Source organism: Microbacterium sp. NPDC087589 (assembly GCF_044743635.1).
Classification (GTDB): Bacteria; Actinomycetota; Actinomycetes; order Actinomycetales; family Microbacteriaceae; genus Microbacterium.
This window is the reverse complement of record NZ_JBIUWV010000009.1, coordinates 50,764-71,995: the sequence shown is the minus strand read 5'-3', so window position 1 is coordinate 71,995 and position 21,232 is coordinate 50,764. Positions and strand designations below refer to the sequence as shown.

Below are 21,232 nucleotides of genomic sequence, written 5' to 3'. Positions count from 1 at the left end.
TTCCATGAAATTCGGTAAGAAGACCGCATTCGCGGCGCTCGTGGCCGCATCCGCCCTCGTCTTCGCCGGCTGCGCCGGCGGTGGCGACGTCATCGAAGAAGGCAGTGGCGGCGACGGAGGCAGCGGCGACGGCGAGATGTACATCGCACTCGTCTCCAAGGGCTTCCAGCATCAGTTCTGGCAGGCAGTCAAGCAGGGCGCCGAGGAGAAGGCGGAAGAGCTCGGCGTTCGGATCACGTTCGAGGGCCCGGCCGCCGAGACCGAGATCGCGCAGCAGCTCGAGATGCTCACCAGCGCGATCGACAAGAACCCGAATGCCATCGCCTACGCCGCACTCGACCCCGAGGCGTGCGTCGCCCCGCTCGAGCAGGCGAAGTCGAAGGACATCCCCGTCGTCTACTTCGACGCCCCGTGCAACGGCGACGTCGGGCTCAGCCTGGCCGCGACCGACAGCAAGGTCGCCGGCGCGCTCGCTGCAGAGCACATGGCAGAGCTGATCGGCGGCGAGGGCGAGGTCGCCATCGTCGGCCACTCGCAGATCAACTCGACCGGTGTCGAGCGTCGTGACGGATTCGTCGAGAAGATGGAGGCCGACTTCCCCGACATCGAGATCGTCGACATCCAGTACGGCGACGGCGACCACCTGAAGTCGGCCGACATCGCCAAGACGCTGATCGCCGCCCACCCCGACCTCAAGGGCATCTACGGCACCAACGAAGGTTCGGCCATCGGCGTCGTGAACGCCGTGAACGAGCTCGGTCTCGAGAAGGGCAAGATCACGATCGTCGGCTTCGACTCGGGAGCCGCCCAGATCAACGCGATCAAGGACGGCACGATGGCCGGCGCGATCACGCAGGACCCGATCGGCATCGGCGCACAGGTCGTGCAGGCGGCGTATGACGCGGCCAACGGCGACTCCGTCGACGAGTTCTACGACACCGGTTCGTACTGGTACGACAGCACGAACCTCGAGGATGAGAACATCGCGGCCGTCCTCTACGAGTGACACGCTGAGATCGCAGAAGCCCCTCGCCTTCGGGCGGGGGGCTTCTGTGCGTCAGGACGACAGGGTGAGCAGGCGGGCGGGGTTCGCGACCAGCATCCGCTCGACCGCGTCGTCGCCGACGGCCGAGCGCAGCCGCGGAAGGTAGCGCTCGCCGAGATAGGCGAGACCCGGCATCCCGCCGTACGAGATGTAGCGGGTGCGGCGAGCGACATCGCCGCCGAGCAGGATCCGGTCTCCGCATCCTGCGGCAACGGCCTTCTCGGTCAGCGCGAGCAATTCGGCATCCGATCGGGTGCGCGGACGCGCGAAGCCGTCGTACCCCAGGTACGCGCCGCGTTCGGCGAGAGAGGCGTGCAGCCCGGCATCCGGATCACGGTCGGCATGCGCGAGCACGACACGATCGGATGCCACGCCTGCGGCGCCGAGCAGGTCGAGCACCTCGTGGGCGGCGGTGCAGAACTCCAGGTGCACCATCACGGGAGCCCCTGTCGCACGATGCGCAGAGGCGACTGCGAGCAGGGTCGTGCGTTCGAAGGGGCTGATGCTCCAGTAGCCGACGCCCGCTTTGAGCATCCCGGCCCTGACCGGCGACCCGTCGGGCGCTGCCGCGCGAGGAACATCCGCCGTCTCGAACAGCAGGGCATCGTCGACCGGCATCCCTCGCGCCACATCGGCGACGAACAGCTCGGCGAGGCGCTCGACACTCCACATCTGCAGGGGATGATCCGCCCCGTAGTGCGCCTCGCGATGGCGCCCCGTCGTCGCGACGACCTGCACCCCGGTGCCCGCGCTGATGCGTGCGACCGCCTCGGGGTCGCGCCCGAGGCCGATTGGCGTGGCATCGACCATCGCCGCGAATCCGCTGGCCTGCAGCAGCGCCGTTTCGCGGCCCGAGAGATCCTCGTCGTCGAGCTCGTCGCCGGGCAGCAGGGGCGAGATCTGGAACAGATGCTCGTGATAGTTCGTCGCGCCGAGCTGAGCCGGGTCGACATCGCCGAGCACCGTGCGGACGGCTGGCATCAGCGCACCGATTCGGCGGCCTCGGCGAGCCGCTCGACGATCTCGGGCGTGAGGTCGATCTCGAACACGTCGGCGACGACCTGCGACCAGCCGTGGATGAAGTACCGCCAGCCGTCGACCACGTGCAGGCCCCGCTCGGCCTGCTGCGCACGCGCCTGGTGCAGGAACTCGAGCGACCCGCGGTAGTTGAACTCCCAGACCCATGCGTCGGTCGGGAACACGACGTCGTCGGGAAGCGGAGAGCCCGGCCGATCCTTGCCGAGGCCCGTGGCGTTCACGATCAGCGACCCCGCCGGTGCCGCCGCGACGATCGCCGCCGCCTCCTGCACTGTGTCGGTGCGCACGTACGCGATCAGCCCGTCGGGGGTGCCGTGCCGGCGGTGCACCTCGTGCAGGTGCACGAGCTTGTCGTCGTCGCGCGCCGTCACGGTGATCCTGGCCGGAGCATCCGCCCGCTCCGCCAGCGCCCAGCTGAGGGCCGTGCCCGATCCGCCGGCCCCGAGGATCACGACCTCGGCACCCGTGCGGGCGAAGTGGTCGGCGGGGAGGAAGTCGTTGAGCGCGAGATCGACCGTGAGGGGATCCTTGGCGCGGCCGATCAGACGATCGCCGCGCTTCGAGATGCTCGAGATCTCGGAGCACGAGACGGCGAACGGGTCGAGCTCGTCGAAGAGGTCGGATGCCGCGGCGAACAGGTTCATCTTGTGGGTCGTCACGAGGGCGCCGCGGTGGTGGGGGTCGTCGCGGATCTGCTCGACCATCGCCACGTACTGCGCGGGAGTCGCGTCGAGGGGCAGGTCGTGCCCGACGAGGTTCTCGGTGGGCAGCCCCAGCACCGCGGCCCACTTCGGGAACACCTTCATGATCGATGAGGATCCGGTGCTGACGCCGACGAACCCCATGTAGCCGCCGGTCGTGGTCGTGGTCGTCGTCGCAGGCGTCTCGGTGATGGTCATGGTGGGCCCTTCAGGGTCGAGGTGAGACGAGGTGGGTGGGGGAGCGGCCCGCGAGCACGGCCAGTACGTCGTCGAGCGACATCGAGCCCATGTTGTCGACGGCCTGCGTCGTCTGGGCGCCGAGGTGCGGGGTGATGGTCACGAGGGCTGCGAGATCCGGTGCGAGCAGCGGGCTCGCGCTCGCCGCGGTGTCGCCGTCGAGGGTGTCGGCGGCGTATCCGCCCAGGCTCCCGTCGCGCAGGGCGGCAGCGAGCGCGGTCTCGTCGACGAGGTCGGGGCGGGCGGTGTTCACCAGGATCATTCCGGGGCGGATGCCACGAAGCCGCGCCGCATCGACCAGCGTCTGTCCGCCAGGGGCGTGCAGGGTGATGAGGTCGGCGGTGTGGAACAGTTCATCGAGATCGGTCGGCTCGGCGCCATGCCCGGCTATGACGTCGACCGGCAGGAAGGGGTCGGCCGCGAGCACCCTCGAGCCGAAGCCGCTGAGGCGCCGGGCGACGCCCTGACCGATGCGTCCGAAGCCGACGATGCCGACGGTCGCTGCACCGAGTTCGCGACCGCGGCGCACTCCCCAGTCGCCCGCTCGCACTCGACGGTCGCCGTCGGCGATGAAGCGGAGCGCCGCGAGCATGAGGCCCACAGCATGATCGGCGACCGCATCGGCATTCGCACCGGGAGTGTTGGTCACCGGGATGCCGCGTCGCAGCGCCGCATCGAGATCGACCGCCTCGGTGCCGACGCCGTAGCGGGAGATGACCCTGAGGTTCGGGGCAGCCGCGAGGTGCTCGTCGGTCACCGGCCCGGTGCCGGCGACCCAGCCGTCAGCGGCGGCGAGCAGGGGCGCGAGTTCGGCGAGTCCGTGGTGTGCAGGGCCGCGGACGATCTCGTGACCCGCGGCTCTGGCCCGCCCGACGAGGTCGAGATCGCCGCCCGAGAACGAGCGACTCGTGGCGAGGATGACGCCCATCACAGTTCCCCGGCTGACGGCGCGGCGGCGAACCACGGCTCGAGTGCCGTGTAGGCATCGACGAAGCGGGCGTGCCGCTGCGCGTGCACGGCATGCCGCCCGGCATCCGGCGTGAACTCCGCCGTGACCTCGCTGAGTGCCCTGGCCGCCGAGAAGTCGGCGAGTCCGAGCCCGACCGCGCCCGTGACCGCGGCGCCGAGGCTGTTGGCCTCTTCGACGATCGTGCGCCGGCGGATCGACACTCCCCAGACATCGGCGAGGATGCCGAGCCAGGCGTCGCTCTGCGCGCCACCGCCGACCGCGTCGATGCGGTCGATCGCGGCACCGGATTCGCGGAACGCCTGGATGCAGGTGAGCAGGTTGTATGCCACTCCCTCGAGCACGGCGCGCGTGAGGTGCGCGCGAGTGTGGTGGCGACCGAGTCCGACGAACGCCCCGCGGGCGTGCGGATCCCACAGGGGGGAGCGCTCGCCGAGGAGGTAGGGGAGGAAGTAGAGATCTTCGGTGTCGAGGTCGCCTCCGGCCTCCGCTGTGAGCCGCGCGGTGTCGGGATGCGCGGGGTCGGGCGAGAGCGCCTCGGCAATCCACTGCACCGAGGCGCCGCCGGCCTGCATGGTCGCGGTCGGCACGAACGAACCGGGCACGACGTTGTCGAACGTCATGGTGCGCATCTGCGGGTCGTGCAGTGGGGCGAGGCTCGCGAACGAGATCCACGACGAGGTGCCCAGACACACGTACGCGCCGTCTTCGGGAGCCACGATGCCCGAGCCCACGGCCGCGAGCGGTCCGTCGCCGCCACCCATGACGACGCGGACGGACGCCGGCAACCCGAGCGCACCCGCCGACTCGGTCGTGAGCGTTCCGGCGACCGTCGTCGATTCGAGGATCTCGGGGAAGATCGCAGCGTCCAGTCCTGCTGCTGCGAGCACCTCCGTCGACCACGTGCCGCGCTGCTGGTCATACGCGTTCGTGCCCGAGGCATCGGAGCGCTCGGTCGCGAGTCGCCCGGTGAGCCGGTAGACGATGTAGTCCTTGGCGACGCAGAAGTGTCGCACACGGGCCCACACATCGGGCTCGTGGTCGCGCACCCACATGATCTTCTCGAGCGAGTACGTCGGGTTCAGGCGGTGGCCGAGCACGCGGTAGGCGTGTTCCGCGCCGAGGTGCTGTTCGAGTGCACGGGTCTGTGCGCCCGAGCGCGTGTCGGCCCAGATGATCGCGGGGCGCACCGGTGCGCCGTGCGCGTCGAGCAGCACGGTGCCCATCATCTGGCCGCTGACGACGAGGCCACCGACGGTCTCGGGGGCGATGCCGGCCCGAGACAGCAGCTGCCGGGTCGCCGAGACGACGGCATCCCACCAGTCCGCAGGGTCCTGCTCGGCGACGCCGCCGGCGGCGAAGTGCGCGGGGTAGGGCACCGTGACCGAGGTGAGGAGGCGCCCGTCGTCGTGGTGCAGGGACGCCTTGTCTCCCGTGGTCCCGAGGTCGTGCGCGATGAGCATTCTGGGCCCCTATCCCGCCGAGGGGGTTGCGGAATAGGGACGCAGGTCGACACCGTCGGCGGCGCGGTAGGCGCGCGAGCCCATGCCGTGTTCGAGCACCCAGCCGTAGTCGTGGCCGGCGCCGCCCGGGTAGACGGCGAGGAAGGAATAGGGGTCATCGCCCGTGTTCACCGAGCGGTGCGCCCACCCCGGCGGGATGTAGCCGATCGTCCCAGGCAGCATGTCGAGCCATTCGGTGCGCTCGCCGTCGAACATGAGCAGACCACCGCGGCCCTTCAGCGCGAGGTAGATCTCGCCCTGGTGGTTCGGGTGCTGGTGGCCCTTGGTCATCCAGAGTTCACCCGAGGTGTCGCCGGGCATGATCGTCGTGATCGACTGCGGCAGTTCTCGGTCGACCTCGGGCACGGGCGAGCTGGTCACGGTGTAGACGACGGGGTCGTCGCCGGCGGAGGCGGCAGCCCAGGCATCCGCGTCGAGGAAGAGACCCTCGAGGTCCGACATGCGGCGCGTGAGTGTCGGCCCCTCGGGCGAGAGCGTGAGCTTCTCGGCGTCGAACGCGATCGCCATCGGCGAGATCGGGGGCGTGTGGAACTGGGGCATCGGTGCTCCTCGTACGGGTGCTGCGACGCTGCGCAACCTGTAATGACAAGCTGAGTGTACCTGTGATGACAGGTTGCGTCCAGTGCTCCGATGCGCGGCGTCGCGAGCGCTGGTGTGGGCGTGGGGTGCGGGGTCGCTGCCGGCGGGACGCGAGATCAGGAGGATCGACCCGAATCAGGAGCGAAGGGCGTGAATCATCCTGATCTCGACGCATTCTCCTGATCTCAGGATGCTGCGCGCAGCGTACGGGCGAGATGCGCGCGGCCGTCACTGATCGCCTCGGCTGTCACCTTCTCGGACCCCGGATATTCGGCATGGCCGGCCGGAAGGACTGCGAGATCGAGCATCCGTGCCGCGTTCGCGACCCCGAACTGGCCGGCCGGCGGGACATAGGGGTCCCACAGCGCTGCCTCGACCCGCACCGGAAGGCGGGCGAACCCGAGCGCGGTCGAGGCGTCGAACCAGCGCAGCACTTCGCGGGCCTCCGGATGCGCGGCGACATGGTCGCGCACGGCCTCGCCGCTGCCGAGGCAGTGCACGGCGAGGCGTTCGTCGTACTGGCCGAAGCTCGGAACGATGAGAGTGGCACCGATATATCGCTCGTCCCACGGCAGGGCGAGAGCTCCGATGCCGCCGCCGAAGCTCTCGCCGATGTAGTAGAGCGGCAGGGTGCCGACCAGGGCGGTCAGTGCGTCGGCCGCCAGCCAGAGGTCGCGAGCGCAGAGCCCCAGCATGTAGCGCTCGGGGTCGTCGATGCCCGCGAGCACGTGCTCGGCCGGCTGCTCGGGGGCGCCGATGCCGGCATTCAGGGTGGGGAGTCCGCGGGCGACGGGGAAGATCGCGGCGGCATCCCCGGGTATGCGGGCGAGGTCGACCCCATCTCGTCCGCCGTAGCCGTGGCTGTGCACCACGCCGACGCGAGCCGGTCCGGCCAGCGGCTCGACGAGCCACGCGCGCAGTCGGATGCCGTCTGCGCCCGAGTGCTCGACGACGGATACGCGCCGGCCATGAACGGTGTCGGTCGACAGCACAGTGGGTGCGGCATCCACCGTCTTCGCCTGCTTTCGCCAGCTCTGCCATCGCGTCTCGAATCCCTCGGGCGCGGCGATCGGGGTGATCGCGAGGAGCGTGCTCAGCGTGTGGCCGTAGCCGGCGTCGAACTCGGCGTCGGCGAACCAGGTGTCGTAGGGGGAGGAGAGGGAGGGCATCGGTCACTGAGGCTACCCGTCTGAGAACAGGAGGCGAGCCGAGATCAGGAGCATTCCGCACGGATTGTCCTGTCCTCGCGCGGTTCTCCTGATCGGGCGGCGCAGTAACGACGGCGCGGCGCGGGGGCGGGGCTGGACGCTGGGGGCGCTGCGCTTCAGGCGTTCGCGCGCCGGGCGCGATACGCGGCCACGGCGTTGCGGTTGGTGCAGGTCGTCGAGCAGAAGCGCTTCGAGCGATTGCGTGACAGGTCGAGGGCGAGTGCCTCGCACGTGTCGTCGGCGCAGATCGAGATACGGGAGCCCTCATCGGATCGGATGACGTCGATCAGCGCCATGGCGGTCTCGATCAGCACGCGCTCGGCGAGCGGGCGCTCGTCGGCCACTGCGTGCAGGTGCCAGTCGACTCCGTCGTGGCGCACGAGTCTCGGCGCGAGGTGGGCCTCGGCGAGGGCGGCGTTCACGTGCTCGGCCATATCGTCGCGGGGCGCGAGCAGCATGGCGCGCAGCCGCGGGCGCAGGTCTCGGAGTGCGGCGAGTTCGGCGTCGTCGCGGTCTAGTCGTCCCGAGTAGGGGAAGTCCGTGAGGAAGGCGTCGTAGTCGGCAAGAGTCTCGAGGGTCTCGGGATCCTCTGCCGAATTCACCAGCCAGACGGCCGAGCGAAGAGCCTCTTCCGTGTCATCGGTGAAGTTCATGTTGACACCTTACCGCCTGCGCGAGTAGCGTCACCTGTCATGAGCAAGGTTGCAAATGACATCAGCGCGCCGGGTGTGCGATTCGGTCTGCCGCTGGCGATCGGCGCGGCCTTCGCGTTCGGCATGTCGGGCGCCTGGGCTCGCGGGCTCATCGACGCGGGCTGGACCCCCGGTGCGGCAGTGACCGTGCGGGTGTGGGTCGCCGCGCTCGTGCTGCTCGTGCCGACGATCCTGTCGCTCCGGGGTCGGTGGGGAGCGCTCAGGAAGAACGCGGGCATGGTCGCCGCATACGGACTGCTCGCCGTGACCGCCACGCAGCTCTGCTACTTCCAAGCCGTCGCCGTGATGGACGTCGGCCTCGCCCTGCTCATCGAGTACACGGCGCCGATCGCCGTCATCCTCTGGTTGTGGCTCCGTCGGGGTGAGCGGCCGAGCCGTCGCAGCGTGATCGGCGCTGCCATCGCCTTCGTCGGTCTCGTGCTGATGCTCGACATCATCACCGGCGCCGAGGTCAATGTCGCCGGCATCCTGTGGGCGCTCGCCGCGATGATAGGCGCCGCCACGTACTTCCTGCTCTCCGCCAAGGCCGACACGGGCTTGCCGCCGATCGCGCTCGCCGGGGGAGGGCTGCTGCTCGGCGCCGTCGCGCTGACGATCGCGGGCCTCGTCGGCATCCTGCCCATCGTCTGGACGACCGGCGACATCGCCTACCGCTTCGGAACCGTGCCGTGGTTCGTGCCGGTGCTCGCGATCGGCCTGATCGCGACCGCGCTCGCCTACGTGCTCGGCATCGCCTCGACCCGGATGCTGGGTTCGCGCCTCGCATCCTTCGTCGCTCTCTCCGAGGTCGTCGCCGCGCTGCTGTTCGGCTGGCTGCTGCTCGGCCAGCTGCCCGACCTGCTGCAGGCGCTCGGCGGCGCGCTCGTGCTGGTCGGCGTGGTGGTCGTGAAGCTCGGAGAGCCCCGGCCCGCCGAGTTCGTCGAGCCGCTCCCGGATGCGGTGGGGTCGCCGCAGCGGTAGGTCAATGTATACGTGCAATGCCCGGAACTGAGCCTCGAGACCGTCTGTGTGAGTTTATGTATACACTGAGGGGATGAGCTCCGTCGCCGATCGCATCACCGCGAGCGATCGAGCCCACGCGGCGCTGCTGGAGGAGATCCAGTCGGGCGCCCTCCCCGCCGGGTCCGTGCTCGGCGAGGTCGAGCAGGCCGCCCGACTCGGCATCAGTCGCACGCCGATGCGTGAGGCCCTGCGCCGCCTCGCGGCCGACGGCCTGGTCGTGCAGCAGTCCCCGCGGGTGACGGTCGTCGCCGATCTGGATGCCGACGACATCCGCGCGCTGTTCGAGATCCGCCGCGCGCTCGAGGAGACCTCGGCCCGCCTCGCCGCCCGCCGAGGAGATGCCGACCTCTTCGCCGCGCTCGCCGACGAGTTCGCGCACGTCGACCTCGCCGCCGTCGAAGGCCGCGACGCCTACTACGCACTCATCGCCCGATTCGACGCGGCCCTCGACCAGGCCGTCGACAACGACTACATCGCCTCGGCCCTGCGCACCGTGCGCACCCACCTCGTGCGGGTGCGGCGCATGGCCCGCGACAAGCCCGCCCGCCTCGCCGCGTCCGCTGCCGAGCACCGCACGATCGCGGCAGCCCTCGGCGCCCGCGACGGCGATCTCGCCGCCCACGCCACGCACGTGCACCTGCACAATGCGCTCACGGGCATCCTCGACTCCCTGACAGCCAACCCCGAAGGTGTGAAATGACCGTCACCCACCACGTCCGCGTCCACCGCAGCGAAGAGAACCTCGCCCGCGAAGACCAGCTCGCCTGGAAGATCGCCGAGGTCGCCGCCGATCCGGTCGAGGTCGATCAGGACGTCGCCGACATGATCATCAACCGCATCATCGACAACGCGTCGGTCGCTGCGGCATCCCTCACGCGCGGGCCCATCAATGCCGCGCGCGCCCAGGCGTTCAGCCACCCCGTCTCGACCGGGGGCATCGGCGCCACCGTCTTCGGCGCAGCGCTCGACCACCGCACCAGCCCCGAGTGGGCTGCGTGGGCCAACGGCGTGGCCGTGCGCGAGCTCGACTATCACGACACGTTCCTCGCCGCCGAGTATTCGCACCCGGGCGACAACATCCCGCCGATCCTCGCGGTCGCCCAGCACGTGCAGGCCGACGGCCGTGCGCTGCTCCGAGGCATCGCGACAGGGTACGAGATCCAGATGGACCTCGTGCGAGCGATCTGCCTGCACAAGCACAAGATCGACCACGTCGCGCACCTCGGCCCGTCGGCGGCTGCCGGCATCGGCACCCTGCTCGGCCTCGATGTCGAGACGATCTACCAGGCCGTCGGCCAGGGTCTGCACACCACCACCGCCACGCGGCAGAGCCGCAAGGGCGAGATCTCGACGTGGAAGGCGCACGCCCCGGCCTTCGCGGGCAAGCTCGCCGTCGAGGCGGTCGACCGGGCGATGCGCGGGCAGACGAGCCCTGCCCCGATCTATGAGGGCGAAGACGGCGTGATCGCCTGGATGCTCGACGGCAAGGACGCCGCATACGAGGTGCCGCTGCCCGCCGCCGGCGAGGCGAAGCGAGCCATCCTCGACTCGTACACGAAGGAGCACTCGGCCGAGTACCAGGCGCAGGCGTGGATCGACCTCGCCCGCAAGCTCGGCACCGAGAACGCGGCGCTACGCGACCCCGCGAACATCGAGGCCATCGTGCTGCACACAAGCCACCACACGCACTACGTGATCGGCTCGGGGGCGAACGACCCGCAGAAGTACGACCCGACGGCGTCGCGCGAGACGCTCGACCACTCGATCCCGTACATCTTCGCCGTCGCGCTGCAGGACGGCGGCTGGCACCACGTCGACTCCTACGCCCCCGAGCGGGCAGGTCGGGAAGACACCGTGGCCCTGTGGCACAAGATCTCCACGGCCGAAGATGCCGAGTGGACGCGCCGATACCACTCCGAAGACCCCGACGTGAAGGCGTTCGGCGGTCGCGTGGAGTTCCGCCTCACCGACGGCACGACCGTGGTCGACGAGATCGCCGTCGCCGACGCGCATCCGCTCGGCGCGCGTCCGTTCGCGCGCGAGAACTACATCGCGAAGTTCCGTCTGCTCGCCGAGCCCGTGCTCGAGGCATCTGAGATCGAGCGCTTCCTCGAGCTCGTGCAGCGTCTGCCCGAACTCACCGCAGCCGAGGTCGGCGAGCTGTCGATCATCGCTCGCCCCGGCCTGCTCGAGGGCGCCCCGAGCCCGAAGGGCCTGTTCTGATGCTGTATTCCCACGTCACCCCGGCCGAGAAGCGCCGTCTGTTCCGCGAGCGACTCGCGAGCGGCGAGCTGCTGCGGTTCCCCGGCGCGTTCAATCCGCTGAGCGCGCGCCTGATCGAGCAGAAGGGCTTCGACGGCGTCTACATCTCGGGCGCCGTGCTGTCTGCCGACCTCGGAGTGCCCGACATCGGCCTCACCACGCTGACCGAGGTCGCCGGACGAGCGAAGCAGATCGCGCGCATGACCGACATCCCCGCGATCGTCGACGCCGACACGGGGTTCGGCGAGCCGATGAACGTCGCCCGCACGATCCAGGAACTCGAGGATGCGGGGCTCGCCGGCACCCACATCGAAGACCAGATCAACCCGAAGCGCTGCGGCCACCTCGACGGCAAGAGCGTCGTCGACGAGACCACCGCGATCCGCCGCATCCGCGCAGCCGCCGACGCCCGCCGCGACCCGAACTTCCTCATCATGGCGCGCACCGACATCCGCGCGGTCGAGGGGCTCGATTCCGCGATCGACCGTGCCAAGGCGCTGGTGGATGCGGGGGCCGACGCCGTGTTCCCCGAGGCGATGCGCACGCTCGCCGAGTTCGAGGCGATGGCGAACGCACTGGATGTGCCGATCCTCGCCAACATGACCGAGTTCGGCAAGAGCGATCTGTTCTCTGTCGACCAGCTGCGGGATGTCGGCGTCAACATGGTCATCTGGCCCGTGTCGCTGCTGCGCATCGCGATGGGCGCAGCGGGCCGTGCGCTCGATACGCTGGGCGAGGAGGGGCACCTCACCTCGAAGCTCGGTGAGATGCAGCACCGTGCCGATCTCTACGACCTGATCGACTACGAGTCCTACACGCAGTTCGACTCGGGCGTCGCAGGCTTCACCGTGACGAAGGAGTGAGCATGACCGAGCCGGACATCAAGAAGGGCCTCGCCGGGGTCGTCGTCGACACGACTGCGATCTCGAAGGTCAACCCCGAGACGAACAGCCTGCTCTACCGCGGCTACCCCGTGCAGGAGCTGGCGGCGACGCAGTCGTTCGAGGCGGTCGCGTACCTGCTCTGGCACGGTGAGCTGCCGGATGCCGCACAGCTCGCCGCTTTCCGCGCGACCGAGCGCGAGCACCGTGCGCTCGCCGACAACGTCAAGGCGGCGATCGACCTGGTGCCCGTCGAGGCGCATCCGATGGACGAGGTGCGCACGGCCGTCAGCCTGATCGGCGCCTCCGACCCGAACGCGGGTGGATCGGTGCTCGATGCCGGTGGCAGCCCAGAGCAGAACCTCGAGCGCAGCATCCGTCTGTTCGCGGCACTGCCGGCCATCGTCGCCTACGGTCAGCGCCGCCGCCGCGGCGAACAGCTCATCGAGCCGCGCGACGACCTTGACTACTCGGCGAACTTCCTATGGATGACGTTCGGCGAAGAGCCCGACCCGGTGGTCATCGACGCGTTCAACCGCTCGATGATCCTGTACGCCGAGCACTCCTTCAACGCCTCGACCTTCACGGCGCGCGTGATCACCTCGACCCTGAGCGATCTCTACTCAGCCGTCGTCGGAGCGATCGGCGCGCTCAAGGGGCCACTGCACGGTGGCGCCAACGAGGCTGTGCTGCACATCTTCGACGAGATCGGCGAGGCGTCCAACGTGGTGCCGTGGCTGGATGCGGCGCTCGCTGAGAAGCGCAAGATCATGGGTTTCGGCCACCGTGTCTACAAGAGCGGCGACTCGCGTGTGCCCACCATGAAGGCCGCGCTCGACACGCTCGTCGAGCACTACCACCGCGCCGAGGTGGCCGAGCTGTACGACGCGCTCGAGTCGGAGTTCGTCGAGCGCAAGGGCATCTACCCGAACCTCGACTACCCATCGGGCCCGGCTTACAACCTGATCGGCTTCGACACCCTCACTTTCACGCCGTTGTTCGTCGCGGCGCGTGTGACCGGGTGGACGGCGCACGTGATCGAGCAGGCCGGTGCCAACGCACTGATCCGACCGCTGTCGCTCTACAACGGCGTCGACGAGCGGCACATCGAGAACTGACCGGGGCGCCGGTCCGGGTCAGTGCGCCCGGGCCGGGGCCGATCGGATGCCGCACCCGCCGAGGCGGTGATGGTCAGCTCGCGCGCGGGAGGTTTCCCAGCTCCGCGCCGGAGGCATCCTTGATCACGAGCACGTCGCCGTCGATCTCGACCGCGCGGATGCCGCGCATCCAGTCGTCGACGCCGGGGCAGGCCTTGAGAGTCGAGGCGAATCGGGCGAGGTCGACACGATCGCCGTTCACCGAGTAGGTCGTCGTGATGCCGTTGCATCCGTCGCTGCCGTGCACCTCGCCGTCGGCGGTGAACTCGAGATGCGGCTGGCCCGAGGAGTCCTCGCCCCACACTCCGACGAGCTTCTCGATGAGGGCGTCGTCTTCGCTGCTCGGGTCGCTGCTCGACGTGGGGGCGCCACTCGGGGCACCCGTCGCGCAGGCCGCGCCCATCAGGGCGAAGGCCCCCAGAATCGCGAGGCCGACGAGGTTTCGTGCTCTGCGGTGGGTGCTCATGCTGGCCATGCTAACGGTGTCGCCTGCGAACGCCATCGCAATCTCGATCCGGCAGGCGGGCTCTCCGAGCCGAGTGCGCGTGCGCGTGTATCGCACAGAGGAGGTGCAGGTCAAGGGGTGAAATTCCGATAAACAATTCCCCCATTCTGTGGATTTACTGGGTACTCTTCTAGAGATCCCTGTTCGTCCCGACGAACAGGATCCTGCTTGTCGGGGGGCCAGCGTCGTAGTTCACGCCTCCACCGGGAGGCGAACGGTTCTGTGTGCATCGCACACTGCCGGAGATGAAACTGACTGACGATCCGTGACCAGCAAGGACATACATCACATGAAGCACAGAGTGACAGGCCGACGCCCACTGGCGTTGACGGCCGCCACCACGCTCGCCCTCTCGGGCCTCTTCCTCGGAGCGCCTGCGGCGTTCGCTGAAGACTCCGCCGATGCACCCAGCCAGGACGCTCCTGCTGAGGTGCTCAAGACGAAGGCGGAACTCGGCAAGGTCGGCACCGACATGGTCGCCGTCGGTCAGACCGCGGATGGTGGCAACGTCGTCGTCGTGACTGCCGACAGCGCATCGGCGGACGCCGAGATCACGCAGATCGCCGCAACCGAGGGCTTCCCCGACGCATCCGTCGTCAAGGTCGACCGCGTTCTCTCGGCTTTCGATGAGGGCGACGTCGTAGGCGGACAGGGCTACCTGTCGGTCAGCCCCGACCTCGACGGCTTCCTCGCCAATGAGCCCGGAAGTGCCGCCTGGTCGTGCTCCGTGGGCTTCGCTGCATTCACCCCGACGGGTGACCCTGCGCTCCTGAGCGCCGGACACTGCGCCTTCGGCGACGACGGCGAGCCGCTCACCGACACCACTCTCACCGTTCCCGGCGATGAGCCGGCAGTCGGCGGAACCCCCTCACTGCCCGCCTCGGTCGAGCTGCTCGGCACGTTCGGCTTCGCCCAGTTCGGTGGCGGCGACGGTGGCCTCGGCTCGAACGGCGACACCACCGCGACCGACATCTCGGTCATCGACATCGACGAGGCCGCGGGCTGGAACCCGGTGCCGGCGGTCACCGACTGGACCACGGCCGGCGACTCGCTGAGCTCCCTCGCAGACAGCGTCATCGAGATCAAGTCCGTCGCGGCTCCGTCGCTCGGCGAGGTCCAGAAGAGCGGTCGCACGACCGGCTTCACCACCGGTGCGGTCGACGGCGACGACATCCTCGACGGATGGGCGAGCATCGACGGCCACTGGGTCCAGGGCTTCTCGAGCAACACGCCCGCGGCTCCCGGTGATTCCGGCGGCGCGGTCATCCAGGGCAATGCGGCCGTCGGCCTCATCAGCGGTGGATCCGAGGCGACCGCGACCGAAGAGCAGTTCACCTGGGCGGCATCGCTCGTGACCGCTCTGCCCAAGACCAACGGCTACCAGGTCGCGCTCGACCTCGACGCACCGGTCATCACGAGCCCGACCGACAACGCAGAGGTGCAGCCGGGAACGGCCATCACCGGAACCGCTGTCGGAGCAGCCAAGGTCACGGTCAGCGGCTTCGGCGAAGACCAGACGGTCGACGTCGTCGACGGCGCCTTCTCGGTCGTCGGACCCGTCGAGCTCGGCGAGCAGACCATCTCGGTCCGTGCACGCACCGGCTTCAGCTCCTCTGAGACCACCTCGATCGACGTGACCGTCGTGCCGGCTCCGCTCGTCGCACCGGTCATCACCTCGCCGGCCGACGGCTCGACGGTCAACGAGACCGTCACCGCAGTCAGCGGCACCGGTCTGCCGACCACCACCATCACGGTGGCGGACGCTGAGGGCGACGTCCTCGGCACGACCGAGGTCGCCGCAGACGGTTCGTGGACCGTCGACGGACTCTCCTTCGAGTACGGCTCGCACAGCGTCGTCGTGACGCAGACCCGCACGATCGACGGCGAAGACGAGGTCTCGCCTGAGGCCGCCTCGTCGTTCTCGGTCCTCCCGGTCTCGCCGGCCGTGACCTCGGTCGCGAACGGCACGGAGTTCGCCCACAACGATGGTCCTTCCGGTCTCGCCGGCACGGGCATCGACGGCGCGACCGTCACGGTGACCCTCAACGGCGCTGAGCCGGCGTCGGCGAACACGGCTGCTCTCGCGGGCGCCTTCGCCGCAGCGAGCGGCACGTTCACGGCCACGGTCGAGGACGGCGCATGGAGCGTCGAGTTCGGCGCGGCTCTCGAGTCGGGCACGTACACGGTCTCGGCCACGCAGGCCATCGACGGCGTCTCGTCGGCTCCGACCGACCTGGCGTTCGTGGTTCTCGCCGCACCGGTCGCCGGTGGTGGCGGAGCAGCTCCCGGTGACGGTGGCGCAGCCGCCCCCGGTGACGGCGGACTCGCCGTGACCGGTGCCGACATGCTCGTCCCGCTCTCTGCCGCAGCCATCGCGCTCGCGCTGCTGTCGGGTGGACTGCTGCTGGTCTTCCGTCGTCGCCAGCTCATCGAGAGCTGATCACGCTGATCACCTGTTGAGGGTGTGACCGGCTCCGGCCGTGAACCCCTCGCTGAGAAGCCCGGTATCGATCGATACCGGGCTTCTTCGCGTCTGCCGTGTGCCCGCGACGGCGCGGGGGTGAGCGGATGCAGCGCACACAGCAGAAGGCCCGACATCGGAATCCGATGCCGGGCCTTCTGCCGTCGAGAAGGATCTCAGGCGAGTTCGATCACCGACCACGAGAGCGGCGGCAGTGTCGCGCGCACCGCGCCGTCGACGACCTCGGCGGCGGCGAGCGGCACCATGTGCACAGCATCCTGCGTGGTCTCGAGGTTCGCGGTGTGGCGGTCGCCGCCCTCGGGAATGGTCAGCGTCTCGGCGTTCACCACGCGCAGACCGGTGAGGCCGCGCAGCTCGACCGTCAGGTCGCTCTCCTCGTCGAGCGAGCGGTTGGCGACGAACACGACGACGCGTCCGGTCTCCTCATCCCACGTCGCCGCTGCATCGACCGAGTCGACCCCGCCGTAGCGCTTGGTCTCGATCTGCGGAGCCGACACCGCGAGGCGCAGGATGCGACCCTTCGCGAGGCGAGCCATGCGCTCGAAGGGCCAGAAGCTCGTCTGGCGCCAGGCCGGACCGTTCTCCTCCGAGCGGATCGGCGCGATCACGTTGACGAGCTGCGCCTGGTTGGCGATCTTCACCCGGTCGCCGTGCCGCAGCAGGCTGTTCAGCAGTGTGCCCACGACGACGGCATCCGTCACGTTGTAGGTGTCTTCGATCACACGCGGATGCTTCTTCCATCCCGCCTTCGCGATCTCGACCGATTCGACGTCGTTGAACTTCACCTGGTCCCACACGTTCCACTCGTCGAACGAGATGTCGACCTGCTTCGTGTGCTTGCCTGCGGCCTTCACGGCGTCGATCGTCGCGATGACGCCGTCGATGAAGGCGTCCATGTCGACCGACTCGGCGAGGAACGACTCGGCGTCGCCGTCGTGCTCCTGGTAGTAGGCGTGCATCGAGATGAAGTCGACCTCGTCGTACGCGTGCGTGAGCACGGTGTGCTCCCAGGTGCCGAACGTCGGCATCGACCGGCCGGACGAGCCGACCGCGACGAGCTCGATGGTCGGGTCGACGAGCTTCATGGCCTTGGCCGACTCCTGCGCGAGACGACCGTACTCGGTCGCGGTCTTGCCGCCGATCTGCCACGGTCCGTCGAGCTCGTTGCCCAGGCACCACAGCTTGATGTCGAACGGCTGCTCCGCGCCGTTCTTGCGACGCAGATCGGACCAGTACGTGCCGCCGGGGTGGTTCGCGTACTCGACGAGCGACCGCGCCTCTTCGACACCGCGGGTGCCGAGGTTGATCGCCTCCATGACTTCGACGTCGGCATCCTTCGCCCAGTCCATGAACTCGTGCAGACCGAACGCGTTGCTCTCGATGGTGTGCCATGCGCCGTCGATGCGCACCGGGCGGTCTTCGACGGGGCCGACCCCGTCTTCCCAGCGGTAGCCGGAGACGAAGTTGCCCCCGGGGTAGCGCACGACGGTCGGACCCATCTCCTTCACGAGGGCGAGCACGTCCTGGCGGAAGCCGCGCTCGTCGGCCTGCGGGTGCCCCGGCTCATAGATGCCGGTGTACACGCAGCGCCCCATGTGCTCGACGAACGACCCGAAGAGCCTCCGGGGAACGTCGGCGATGGTGAAGTCGCGGTCGATGGTGATGCGGGCCTGAGACATTGCTCTCCTAGGTTCTGGCTCTCGAGCCGGGTGGGGGACTACTGACCGCCGAAGCCGCTGGTCGCGACTCCCTTGACGATCTGCTTCTGGAAGATGATGAACACGATGATCAGCGGCAGCGCGGCGAGCACGGCCTGGGCCATGACCTGCGCGTACTGCACGCCGTAGGCGCTGATGACCGTCTGGAGTCCGACCGGCAGCGTCATCAGCGTGGTGTCGTTGATGACGAGGAACGGCCAGAGGAAGTTGTTCCACGCGCCGATGAACACGAAGATCGCGACGGATGCCAGGATCGGCCGCGAGAGCGGCAGCACGATCGACCAGAAGATGCGCAGGCGGCTGGCGCCGTCGACGCGGGCCGCGTCTTCGAGCTCGATCGGGATCGCGTCGAAGAAGCGCTTCAGGATGAACACCATCGCGGGGGCCACGACCTGCGGCAGGATCAGGCCCCAGTAGGTGTCGATCATGTTGAACGCGAGCATCTCGTAGAACAGCGGGATGATCAGCACCTGCGGCGGCACGACGATCGAGGCGATGATGACGACGAACAGCCACTTGCGGCCGGTGAAGTCGAGCCGCGAGAACGCGTACGCGGCCAGCGCCGAGATCGTCAGGGTGATCAGGGTCACGGCGACCGAGGTCCACAGGCTGTTGAACGCCCACGTGTAGACGTTGCCCTGCGACAGGATCGCCGTGAAGGCCTCGACGGTCGGACCCGAGGCGCCGATCCACGACGGGTCGCCGCTGGCGGCATCCGTCTCGGTCTTGAACGCCGTGGCGACCGCCCAGAGGAACGGCAGCAGCCAGCCGATCGCGAGGACGATCAGGACGATGAGGGCGCTGATGCGCAGCGCGCCGAAGGGCTTCTGGCCGGGGAGATGCGGGCGGCGGGCACGCGCCGGCTTGGTCGTGGTGATGGTCTCGGTGAGTGTGGCGGTGGACATCACAGCTGCGACTCCTTCCGGCGGCGCATGATCAGAGCCTGCGCGACGCCGATGATGACGATGAGAGCGAAGAACACGTAGGAGATCGCGGCCGAGTAGCCGAACCGGTAGCTGACGAAGCCGGCCTCGTAGATGTACTGGACGATCGAGCGGGTGGTGTCGCTCGCGACGCCACCGAGCATCTGATAGGCCTGATCGAACAGCTTCAGCGATGCCAGGATCTGCAGGATCAGGATCAGCACGGTCGCGGGGCCGAGCTGGGGGAGCGTGATCGACCAGAACTGACGCCACGGGCCTGCGCCGTCGAGCGACGCGGCCTCGTACTGCTGCGGCGGGATGTTCTGCATCGCGGCGAGATAGAGCAGGAAGTTGAACCCGACCGTCCACCAGACGGTGGCGATGACGATCGACAGCATGTTGGTGTCGGGGTTCTGCAGCCACGCGAGCGGCTCGAGGCCGAAGAACTCGAGGATGTTGTTGGCCGCGCCGATCTGCGGGTTGAAGATCCACACCCAGATCTGCGAGATGACGGTCGAGGCGAGCAGATACGGCATGAAGAACGACAGCCGCCACAGCCACTGCCCCGGCAGCCCGCGGTCGACGAGGGCGGCCATGAGCAGTGCGATCACGACGAGAGGCACGGTCGACAGCAGCGTGAACCACACCGTGTTGCCCATCGACTGCCACATCTTGGGATCGGTGAGCGCCTCGGCGTAGTTCGCGAAGCCGATGAACGAGCCGCCTGCCCCCGTGAGCGACTGGTCGGTGAAGCTGAGGATGATGCCGTGCACGATCGGCCAGGCGAGGAACAGCACGAAGGCGAGAAGGAACGGGGCGAGGAACGCCCAGCTGATGAGCTGCTCGCGGTTGCGGGAGCCGGCGCGTCGCACGGGCACGGCCGACTTCGAGCCGGTGACGATGGTGCGCGTGGAGTCGGTTGCGGTGGTCATGATGCGAACGTCCCCTCGGGGTCGGCCGGGTTGGGCTGCCGGAGGAGCGTGTTCACGCGAGCCTCGAACCGGTCGATGGCGGCGGCGGGGTCGTCGCCCGAGAGCAGGACTCCCTGCACCGCGGCGCCGAATTCGCCCTGGAAGTTCGAGCCTGAGCCGGTGAACCACGCGGTGGGATCGTAGACGACGTGCTGCGCGGCCTCGGCGTAGTTGGCCTGGGGGATGAGGTCGGCGTATTGGGGCGACTCGGTGACCGGGAGGAATGCGGGGATGTGCCCGGCCTCGGCCCAACCGAACGAGTCCTTGAGCATGTCGGCGACGAAGCGGTAGGTGAGGTCGCGCTTTGCGGGGTCGGCGTTCGTCTGGTGCGGCAGCACGAACGAGTGCGAGTCGGCATAGACGGCCGGCGTGCCGAACAGCGTGGGGATCATCGTCGCATCCAGGGGCAGTTCCGCCGCCTGCATGGTGCGCAGCTCCCAGACGCCGGTGAACAGCATGCCGCTCTTGCCGGTCGCGAACTCGGCCACTGCGCTGCCGTAGTCGGCCTGGGCGAGAGCGATCTCGCCGTCGAGCAGGGTGCGCATGAGGGTCAGAGATTCGACCGCGGCGTCCTTGTCGATCACGGCCTTGCCGCCTGCCGGCAGCTCCATCGCCGTGCCGTGCTGCGAGTAGAACGTGTAGAAGAGGCGCCACATCTGGGCGCCGTCACCGAGGTAGCCGTATGACAGCGCATGGCCCTCGGCCTGACCGCCGATCGCGCGCAATTGGTCGAGGAACTCGTCAGGAGACGACGTCTGCTGCAGGCGTCCGTCGCTGTCGAGCACGCCGGCGGCGTCGCAGATGTCGGTGTTGAACATCGCGACGAACGGGTGCGCGTCGAGCGCGATGCTGTACATGTTCTCGCCCACGAAGCCCTTCTCCCAGATCGGCTTCGGGAACGTCGAGGCGTCGACTCCGAGGTCTGCGAGTCGGTCGAGGTCCCACGTGTCGAGCAGGCCACCGGGTGCCCAGCCGACCGTGCGCGTCGCGTGCATGATCGCGACGTCCGGAGCCCGCCCGCCCGCGCCGGCCATGGCGAGCTTCGTGTAATAGGGGGTGCCCCAGGCGAGCACGGTGGGGCGGATGCGGTAGTCGCTCTGCGCCGCGTTGGCGGTGTCGAGCAGTTGCGACATGGTGACGCCGTCGCCACCGGACAGCAGATGCCAGAACTGCAGGGTCGTGGTGTTCGAACCGGGGACGGTGCCAGGGGCGCAGCCGGCGAGCAGCGCGGCGGCGGCCGTGACGGAGGCGGCAGTCAGGAACTGCCGCCGAGACAGATCGAGCGGGGGCGTCATCGTCACTCCTTCGTGACAGCGGGCG

19 protein-coding genes are annotated in these 21,232 nt (G+C 68.9%); 7 read left to right on the top strand and 12 right to left on the bottom strand.

Going from position 1 to position 21,232, the window contains the following annotated elements; genetic code table 11:
- Positions 1-4 precede the first annotated feature (4 nt).
- Entirely contained in the window at positions 5-1,006 is a 1,002-nt protein-coding gene (locus ACIOU8_RS17140) for an ABC transporter substrate-binding protein (RefSeq protein WP_400792086.1), read from the top strand.
- 51 nt (positions 1,007-1,057) lie between these two features.
- On the opposite strand, the gene ACIOU8_RS17135 is transcribed toward ACIOU8_RS17140, so the two are convergent.
- The 7 genes from ACIOU8_RS17135 to ACIOU8_RS17105 form a co-directional block, all read right to left on the bottom strand.
- A complete protein-coding gene (locus tag ACIOU8_RS17135) occupies positions 1,058-2,026 on the bottom strand; it encodes a phosphotriesterase (protein WP_400792084.1) in 969 nt (322 codons plus the stop codon).
- Positions 2,026-2,982, bottom strand: coding sequence for a shikimate dehydrogenase family protein (locus ACIOU8_RS17130; RefSeq protein WP_400792081.1), 957 nt, complete (start codon positions 2,980-2,982; stop codon positions 2,026-2,028). The genes ACIOU8_RS17135 and ACIOU8_RS17130 overlap by 1 nt, the downstream gene beginning before the upstream one ends.
- Positions 2,983-2,992: 10 nt before the next feature.
- Positions 2,993-3,949, bottom strand: coding sequence for an NAD(P)-dependent oxidoreductase (locus ACIOU8_RS17125; protein WP_400792078.1), 957 nt, complete (start codon positions 3,947-3,949; stop codon positions 2,993-2,995).
- Complete coding sequence (gene xylB, locus ACIOU8_RS17120) at positions 3,949-5,451, bottom strand: xylulokinase (protein WP_400792075.1); 1,503 nt, start codon at positions 5,449-5,451, stop codon at positions 3,949-3,951. Before xylB ends, ACIOU8_RS17125 begins: the two co-directional genes overlap by 1 nt.
- Before the next feature lie 9 nt (positions 5,452-5,460).
- Positions 5,461-6,051: a glucose-6-phosphate isomerase family protein gene (locus ACIOU8_RS17115; protein WP_400792072.1), complete on the bottom strand. Its 591-nt coding sequence runs from the start codon at positions 6,049-6,051 to the stop codon at positions 5,461-5,463.
- Positions 6,052-6,275: 224 nt separating this feature from the next.
- A complete protein-coding gene (locus ACIOU8_RS17110) occupies positions 6,276-7,259 on the bottom strand; it encodes an acetylxylan esterase (RefSeq protein WP_400792069.1) in 984 nt (327 codons plus the stop codon).
- A 155-nt stretch (positions 7,260-7,414) separates the two neighbouring features.
- Positions 7,415-7,951: a CGNR zinc finger domain-containing protein gene (locus ACIOU8_RS17105; RefSeq protein ID WP_400792066.1), complete on the bottom strand. Its 537-nt coding sequence runs from the start codon at positions 7,949-7,951 to the stop codon at positions 7,415-7,417.
- A 39-nt stretch (positions 7,952-7,990) separates the two neighbouring features.
- On the opposite strand from ACIOU8_RS17105, the gene ACIOU8_RS17100 reads away from it, so the two are divergent.
- From ACIOU8_RS17100 to ACIOU8_RS17080, 5 genes are all read left to right on the top strand, one after another.
- A complete protein-coding gene (locus ACIOU8_RS17100; RefSeq protein ID WP_400792063.1) occupies positions 7,991-8,971 on the top strand; it encodes an EamA family transporter in 981 nt (326 codons plus the stop codon).
- Between the two features lie 73 nt (positions 8,972-9,044).
- Positions 9,045-9,713: a GntR family transcriptional regulator gene (locus tag ACIOU8_RS17095; RefSeq protein WP_400792060.1), complete on the top strand. Its 669-nt coding sequence runs from the start codon at positions 9,045-9,047 to the stop codon at positions 9,711-9,713.
- On the top strand, positions 9,710-11,236 hold the full coding sequence (locus tag ACIOU8_RS17090; RefSeq protein WP_400792057.1) for an MmgE/PrpD family protein: 1,527 nt from the start codon (positions 9,710-9,712) through the stop codon (positions 11,234-11,236). The genes ACIOU8_RS17095 and ACIOU8_RS17090 overlap by 4 nt, the downstream gene beginning before the upstream one ends.
- On the top strand, positions 11,236-12,138 hold the full coding sequence (prpB, locus tag ACIOU8_RS17085) for a methylisocitrate lyase (RefSeq protein WP_400792054.1): 903 nt from the start codon (positions 11,236-11,238) through the stop codon (positions 12,136-12,138). Before ACIOU8_RS17090 ends, prpB begins: the two co-directional genes overlap by 1 nt.
- Before the next feature lie 2 nt (positions 12,139-12,140).
- Positions 12,141-13,274, top strand: a complete 1,134-nt coding sequence (locus ACIOU8_RS17080; RefSeq protein ID WP_400792051.1) for a bifunctional 2-methylcitrate synthase/citrate synthase — start codon at positions 12,141-12,143, stop codon at positions 13,272-13,274.
- A 73-nt stretch (positions 13,275-13,347) separates the two neighbouring features.
- Here ACIOU8_RS17080 and ACIOU8_RS17075 read toward each other — a convergent pair whose 3' ends face one another.
- Complete coding sequence (locus ACIOU8_RS17075; RefSeq protein WP_400792048.1) at positions 13,348-13,779, bottom strand: META domain-containing protein; 432 nt, start codon at positions 13,777-13,779, stop codon at positions 13,348-13,350.
- A 328-nt stretch (positions 13,780-14,107) separates the two neighbouring features.
- Between ACIOU8_RS17075 and ACIOU8_RS17070 the strand changes: the two genes are divergently transcribed.
- Positions 14,108-16,258 carry a S1 family peptidase gene (locus tag ACIOU8_RS17070; RefSeq protein ID WP_400792045.1) on the top strand — a complete coding sequence of 717 codons (2,151 nt, stop codon included), beginning with the start codon at positions 14,108-14,110 and terminating at the stop codon, positions 16,256-16,258.
- A gap of 197 nt (positions 16,259-16,455) precedes the next feature.
- Here ACIOU8_RS17070 and ACIOU8_RS17065 read toward each other — a convergent pair whose 3' ends face one another.
- Genes ACIOU8_RS17065 through ACIOU8_RS17050 form a run of 4 tightly spaced genes read right to left on the bottom strand, consistent with a single transcriptional unit; the run spans position 16,456 to position 21,207 of the window.
- A complete protein-coding gene (locus ACIOU8_RS17065; RefSeq protein ID WP_400792042.1) occupies positions 16,456-17,979 on the bottom strand; it encodes an alpha-N-arabinofuranosidase in 1,524 nt (507 codons plus the stop codon).
- Between the two features lie 38 nt (positions 17,980-18,017).
- Positions 18,018-18,923, bottom strand: a complete 906-nt coding sequence (locus ACIOU8_RS17060) for a carbohydrate ABC transporter permease (protein ID WP_400792039.1) — start codon at positions 18,921-18,923, stop codon at positions 18,018-18,020.
- Complete coding sequence (locus ACIOU8_RS17055; RefSeq protein ID WP_400792036.1) at positions 18,923-19,873, bottom strand: carbohydrate ABC transporter permease; 951 nt, start codon at positions 19,871-19,873, stop codon at positions 18,923-18,925. The genes ACIOU8_RS17060 and ACIOU8_RS17055 overlap by 1 nt, the downstream gene beginning before the upstream one ends.
- A complete protein-coding gene (locus ACIOU8_RS17050) occupies positions 19,870-21,207 on the bottom strand; it encodes an extracellular solute-binding protein (RefSeq protein ID WP_400792033.1) in 1,338 nt (445 codons plus the stop codon). The genes ACIOU8_RS17055 and ACIOU8_RS17050 overlap by 4 nt, the downstream gene beginning before the upstream one ends.
- Between the last annotated feature and the right edge of the window lie 25 nt (positions 21,208-21,232).

Coding starts and splice junctions, on each gene's coding strand:
- ACIOU8_RS17140 (WP_400792086.1), top strand. CDS start 5: ATGAAATTCGGTAAGAAGACCGCATTCGCGGCGCTCGTGGCCGCATCC.
- ACIOU8_RS17135 (WP_400792084.1), bottom strand. CDS start 2,026: ATGCCAGCCGTCCGCACGGTGCTCGGCGATGTCGACCCGGCTCAGCTC.
- ACIOU8_RS17130 (WP_400792081.1), bottom strand. CDS start 2,982: ATGACCATCACCGAGACGCCTGCGACGACGACCACGACCACGACCGGC.
- ACIOU8_RS17125 (WP_400792078.1), bottom strand. CDS start 3,949: ATGGGCGTCATCCTCGCCACGAGTCGCTCGTTCTCGGGCGGCGATCTC.
- xylB (WP_400792075.1), bottom strand. CDS start 5,451: ATGCTCATCGCGCACGACCTCGGGACCACGGGAGACAAGGCGTCCCTG.
- ACIOU8_RS17115 (WP_400792072.1), bottom strand. CDS start 6,051: ATGCCCCAGTTCCACACGCCCCCGATCTCGCCGATGGCGATCGCGTTC.
- ACIOU8_RS17110 (WP_400792069.1), bottom strand. CDS start 7,259: ATGCCCTCCCTCTCCTCCCCCTACGACACCTGGTTCGCCGACGCCGAG.
- ACIOU8_RS17105 (WP_400792066.1), bottom strand. CDS start 7,951: ATGAACTTCACCGATGACACGGAAGAGGCTCTTCGCTCGGCCGTCTGG.
- ACIOU8_RS17100 (WP_400792063.1), top strand. CDS start 7,991: ATGAGCAAGGTTGCAAATGACATCAGCGCGCCGGGTGTGCGATTCGGT.
- ACIOU8_RS17095 (WP_400792060.1), top strand. CDS start 9,045: ATGAGCTCCGTCGCCGATCGCATCACCGCGAGCGATCGAGCCCACGCG.
- ACIOU8_RS17090 (WP_400792057.1), top strand. CDS start 9,710: ATGACCGTCACCCACCACGTCCGCGTCCACCGCAGCGAAGAGAACCTC.
- prpB (WP_400792054.1), top strand. CDS start 11,236: ATGCTGTATTCCCACGTCACCCCGGCCGAGAAGCGCCGTCTGTTCCGC.
- ACIOU8_RS17080 (WP_400792051.1), top strand. CDS start 12,141: ATGACCGAGCCGGACATCAAGAAGGGCCTCGCCGGGGTCGTCGTCGAC.
- ACIOU8_RS17075 (WP_400792048.1), bottom strand. CDS start 13,779: ATGAGCACCCACCGCAGAGCACGAAACCTCGTCGGCCTCGCGATTCTG.
- ACIOU8_RS17070 (WP_400792045.1), top strand. CDS start 14,108: ATGAAGCACAGAGTGACAGGCCGACGCCCACTGGCGTTGACGGCCGCC.
- ACIOU8_RS17065 (WP_400792042.1), bottom strand. CDS start 17,979: ATGTCTCAGGCCCGCATCACCATCGACCGCGACTTCACCATCGCCGAC.
- ACIOU8_RS17060 (WP_400792039.1), bottom strand. CDS start 18,923: ATGTCCACCGCCACACTCACCGAGACCATCACCACGACCAAGCCGGCG.
- ACIOU8_RS17055 (WP_400792036.1), bottom strand. CDS start 19,873: ATGACCACCGCAACCGACTCCACGCGCACCATCGTCACCGGCTCGAAG.
- ACIOU8_RS17050 (WP_400792033.1), bottom strand. CDS start 21,207: ATGACGCCCCCGCTCGATCTGTCTCGGCGGCAGTTCCTGACTGCCGCC.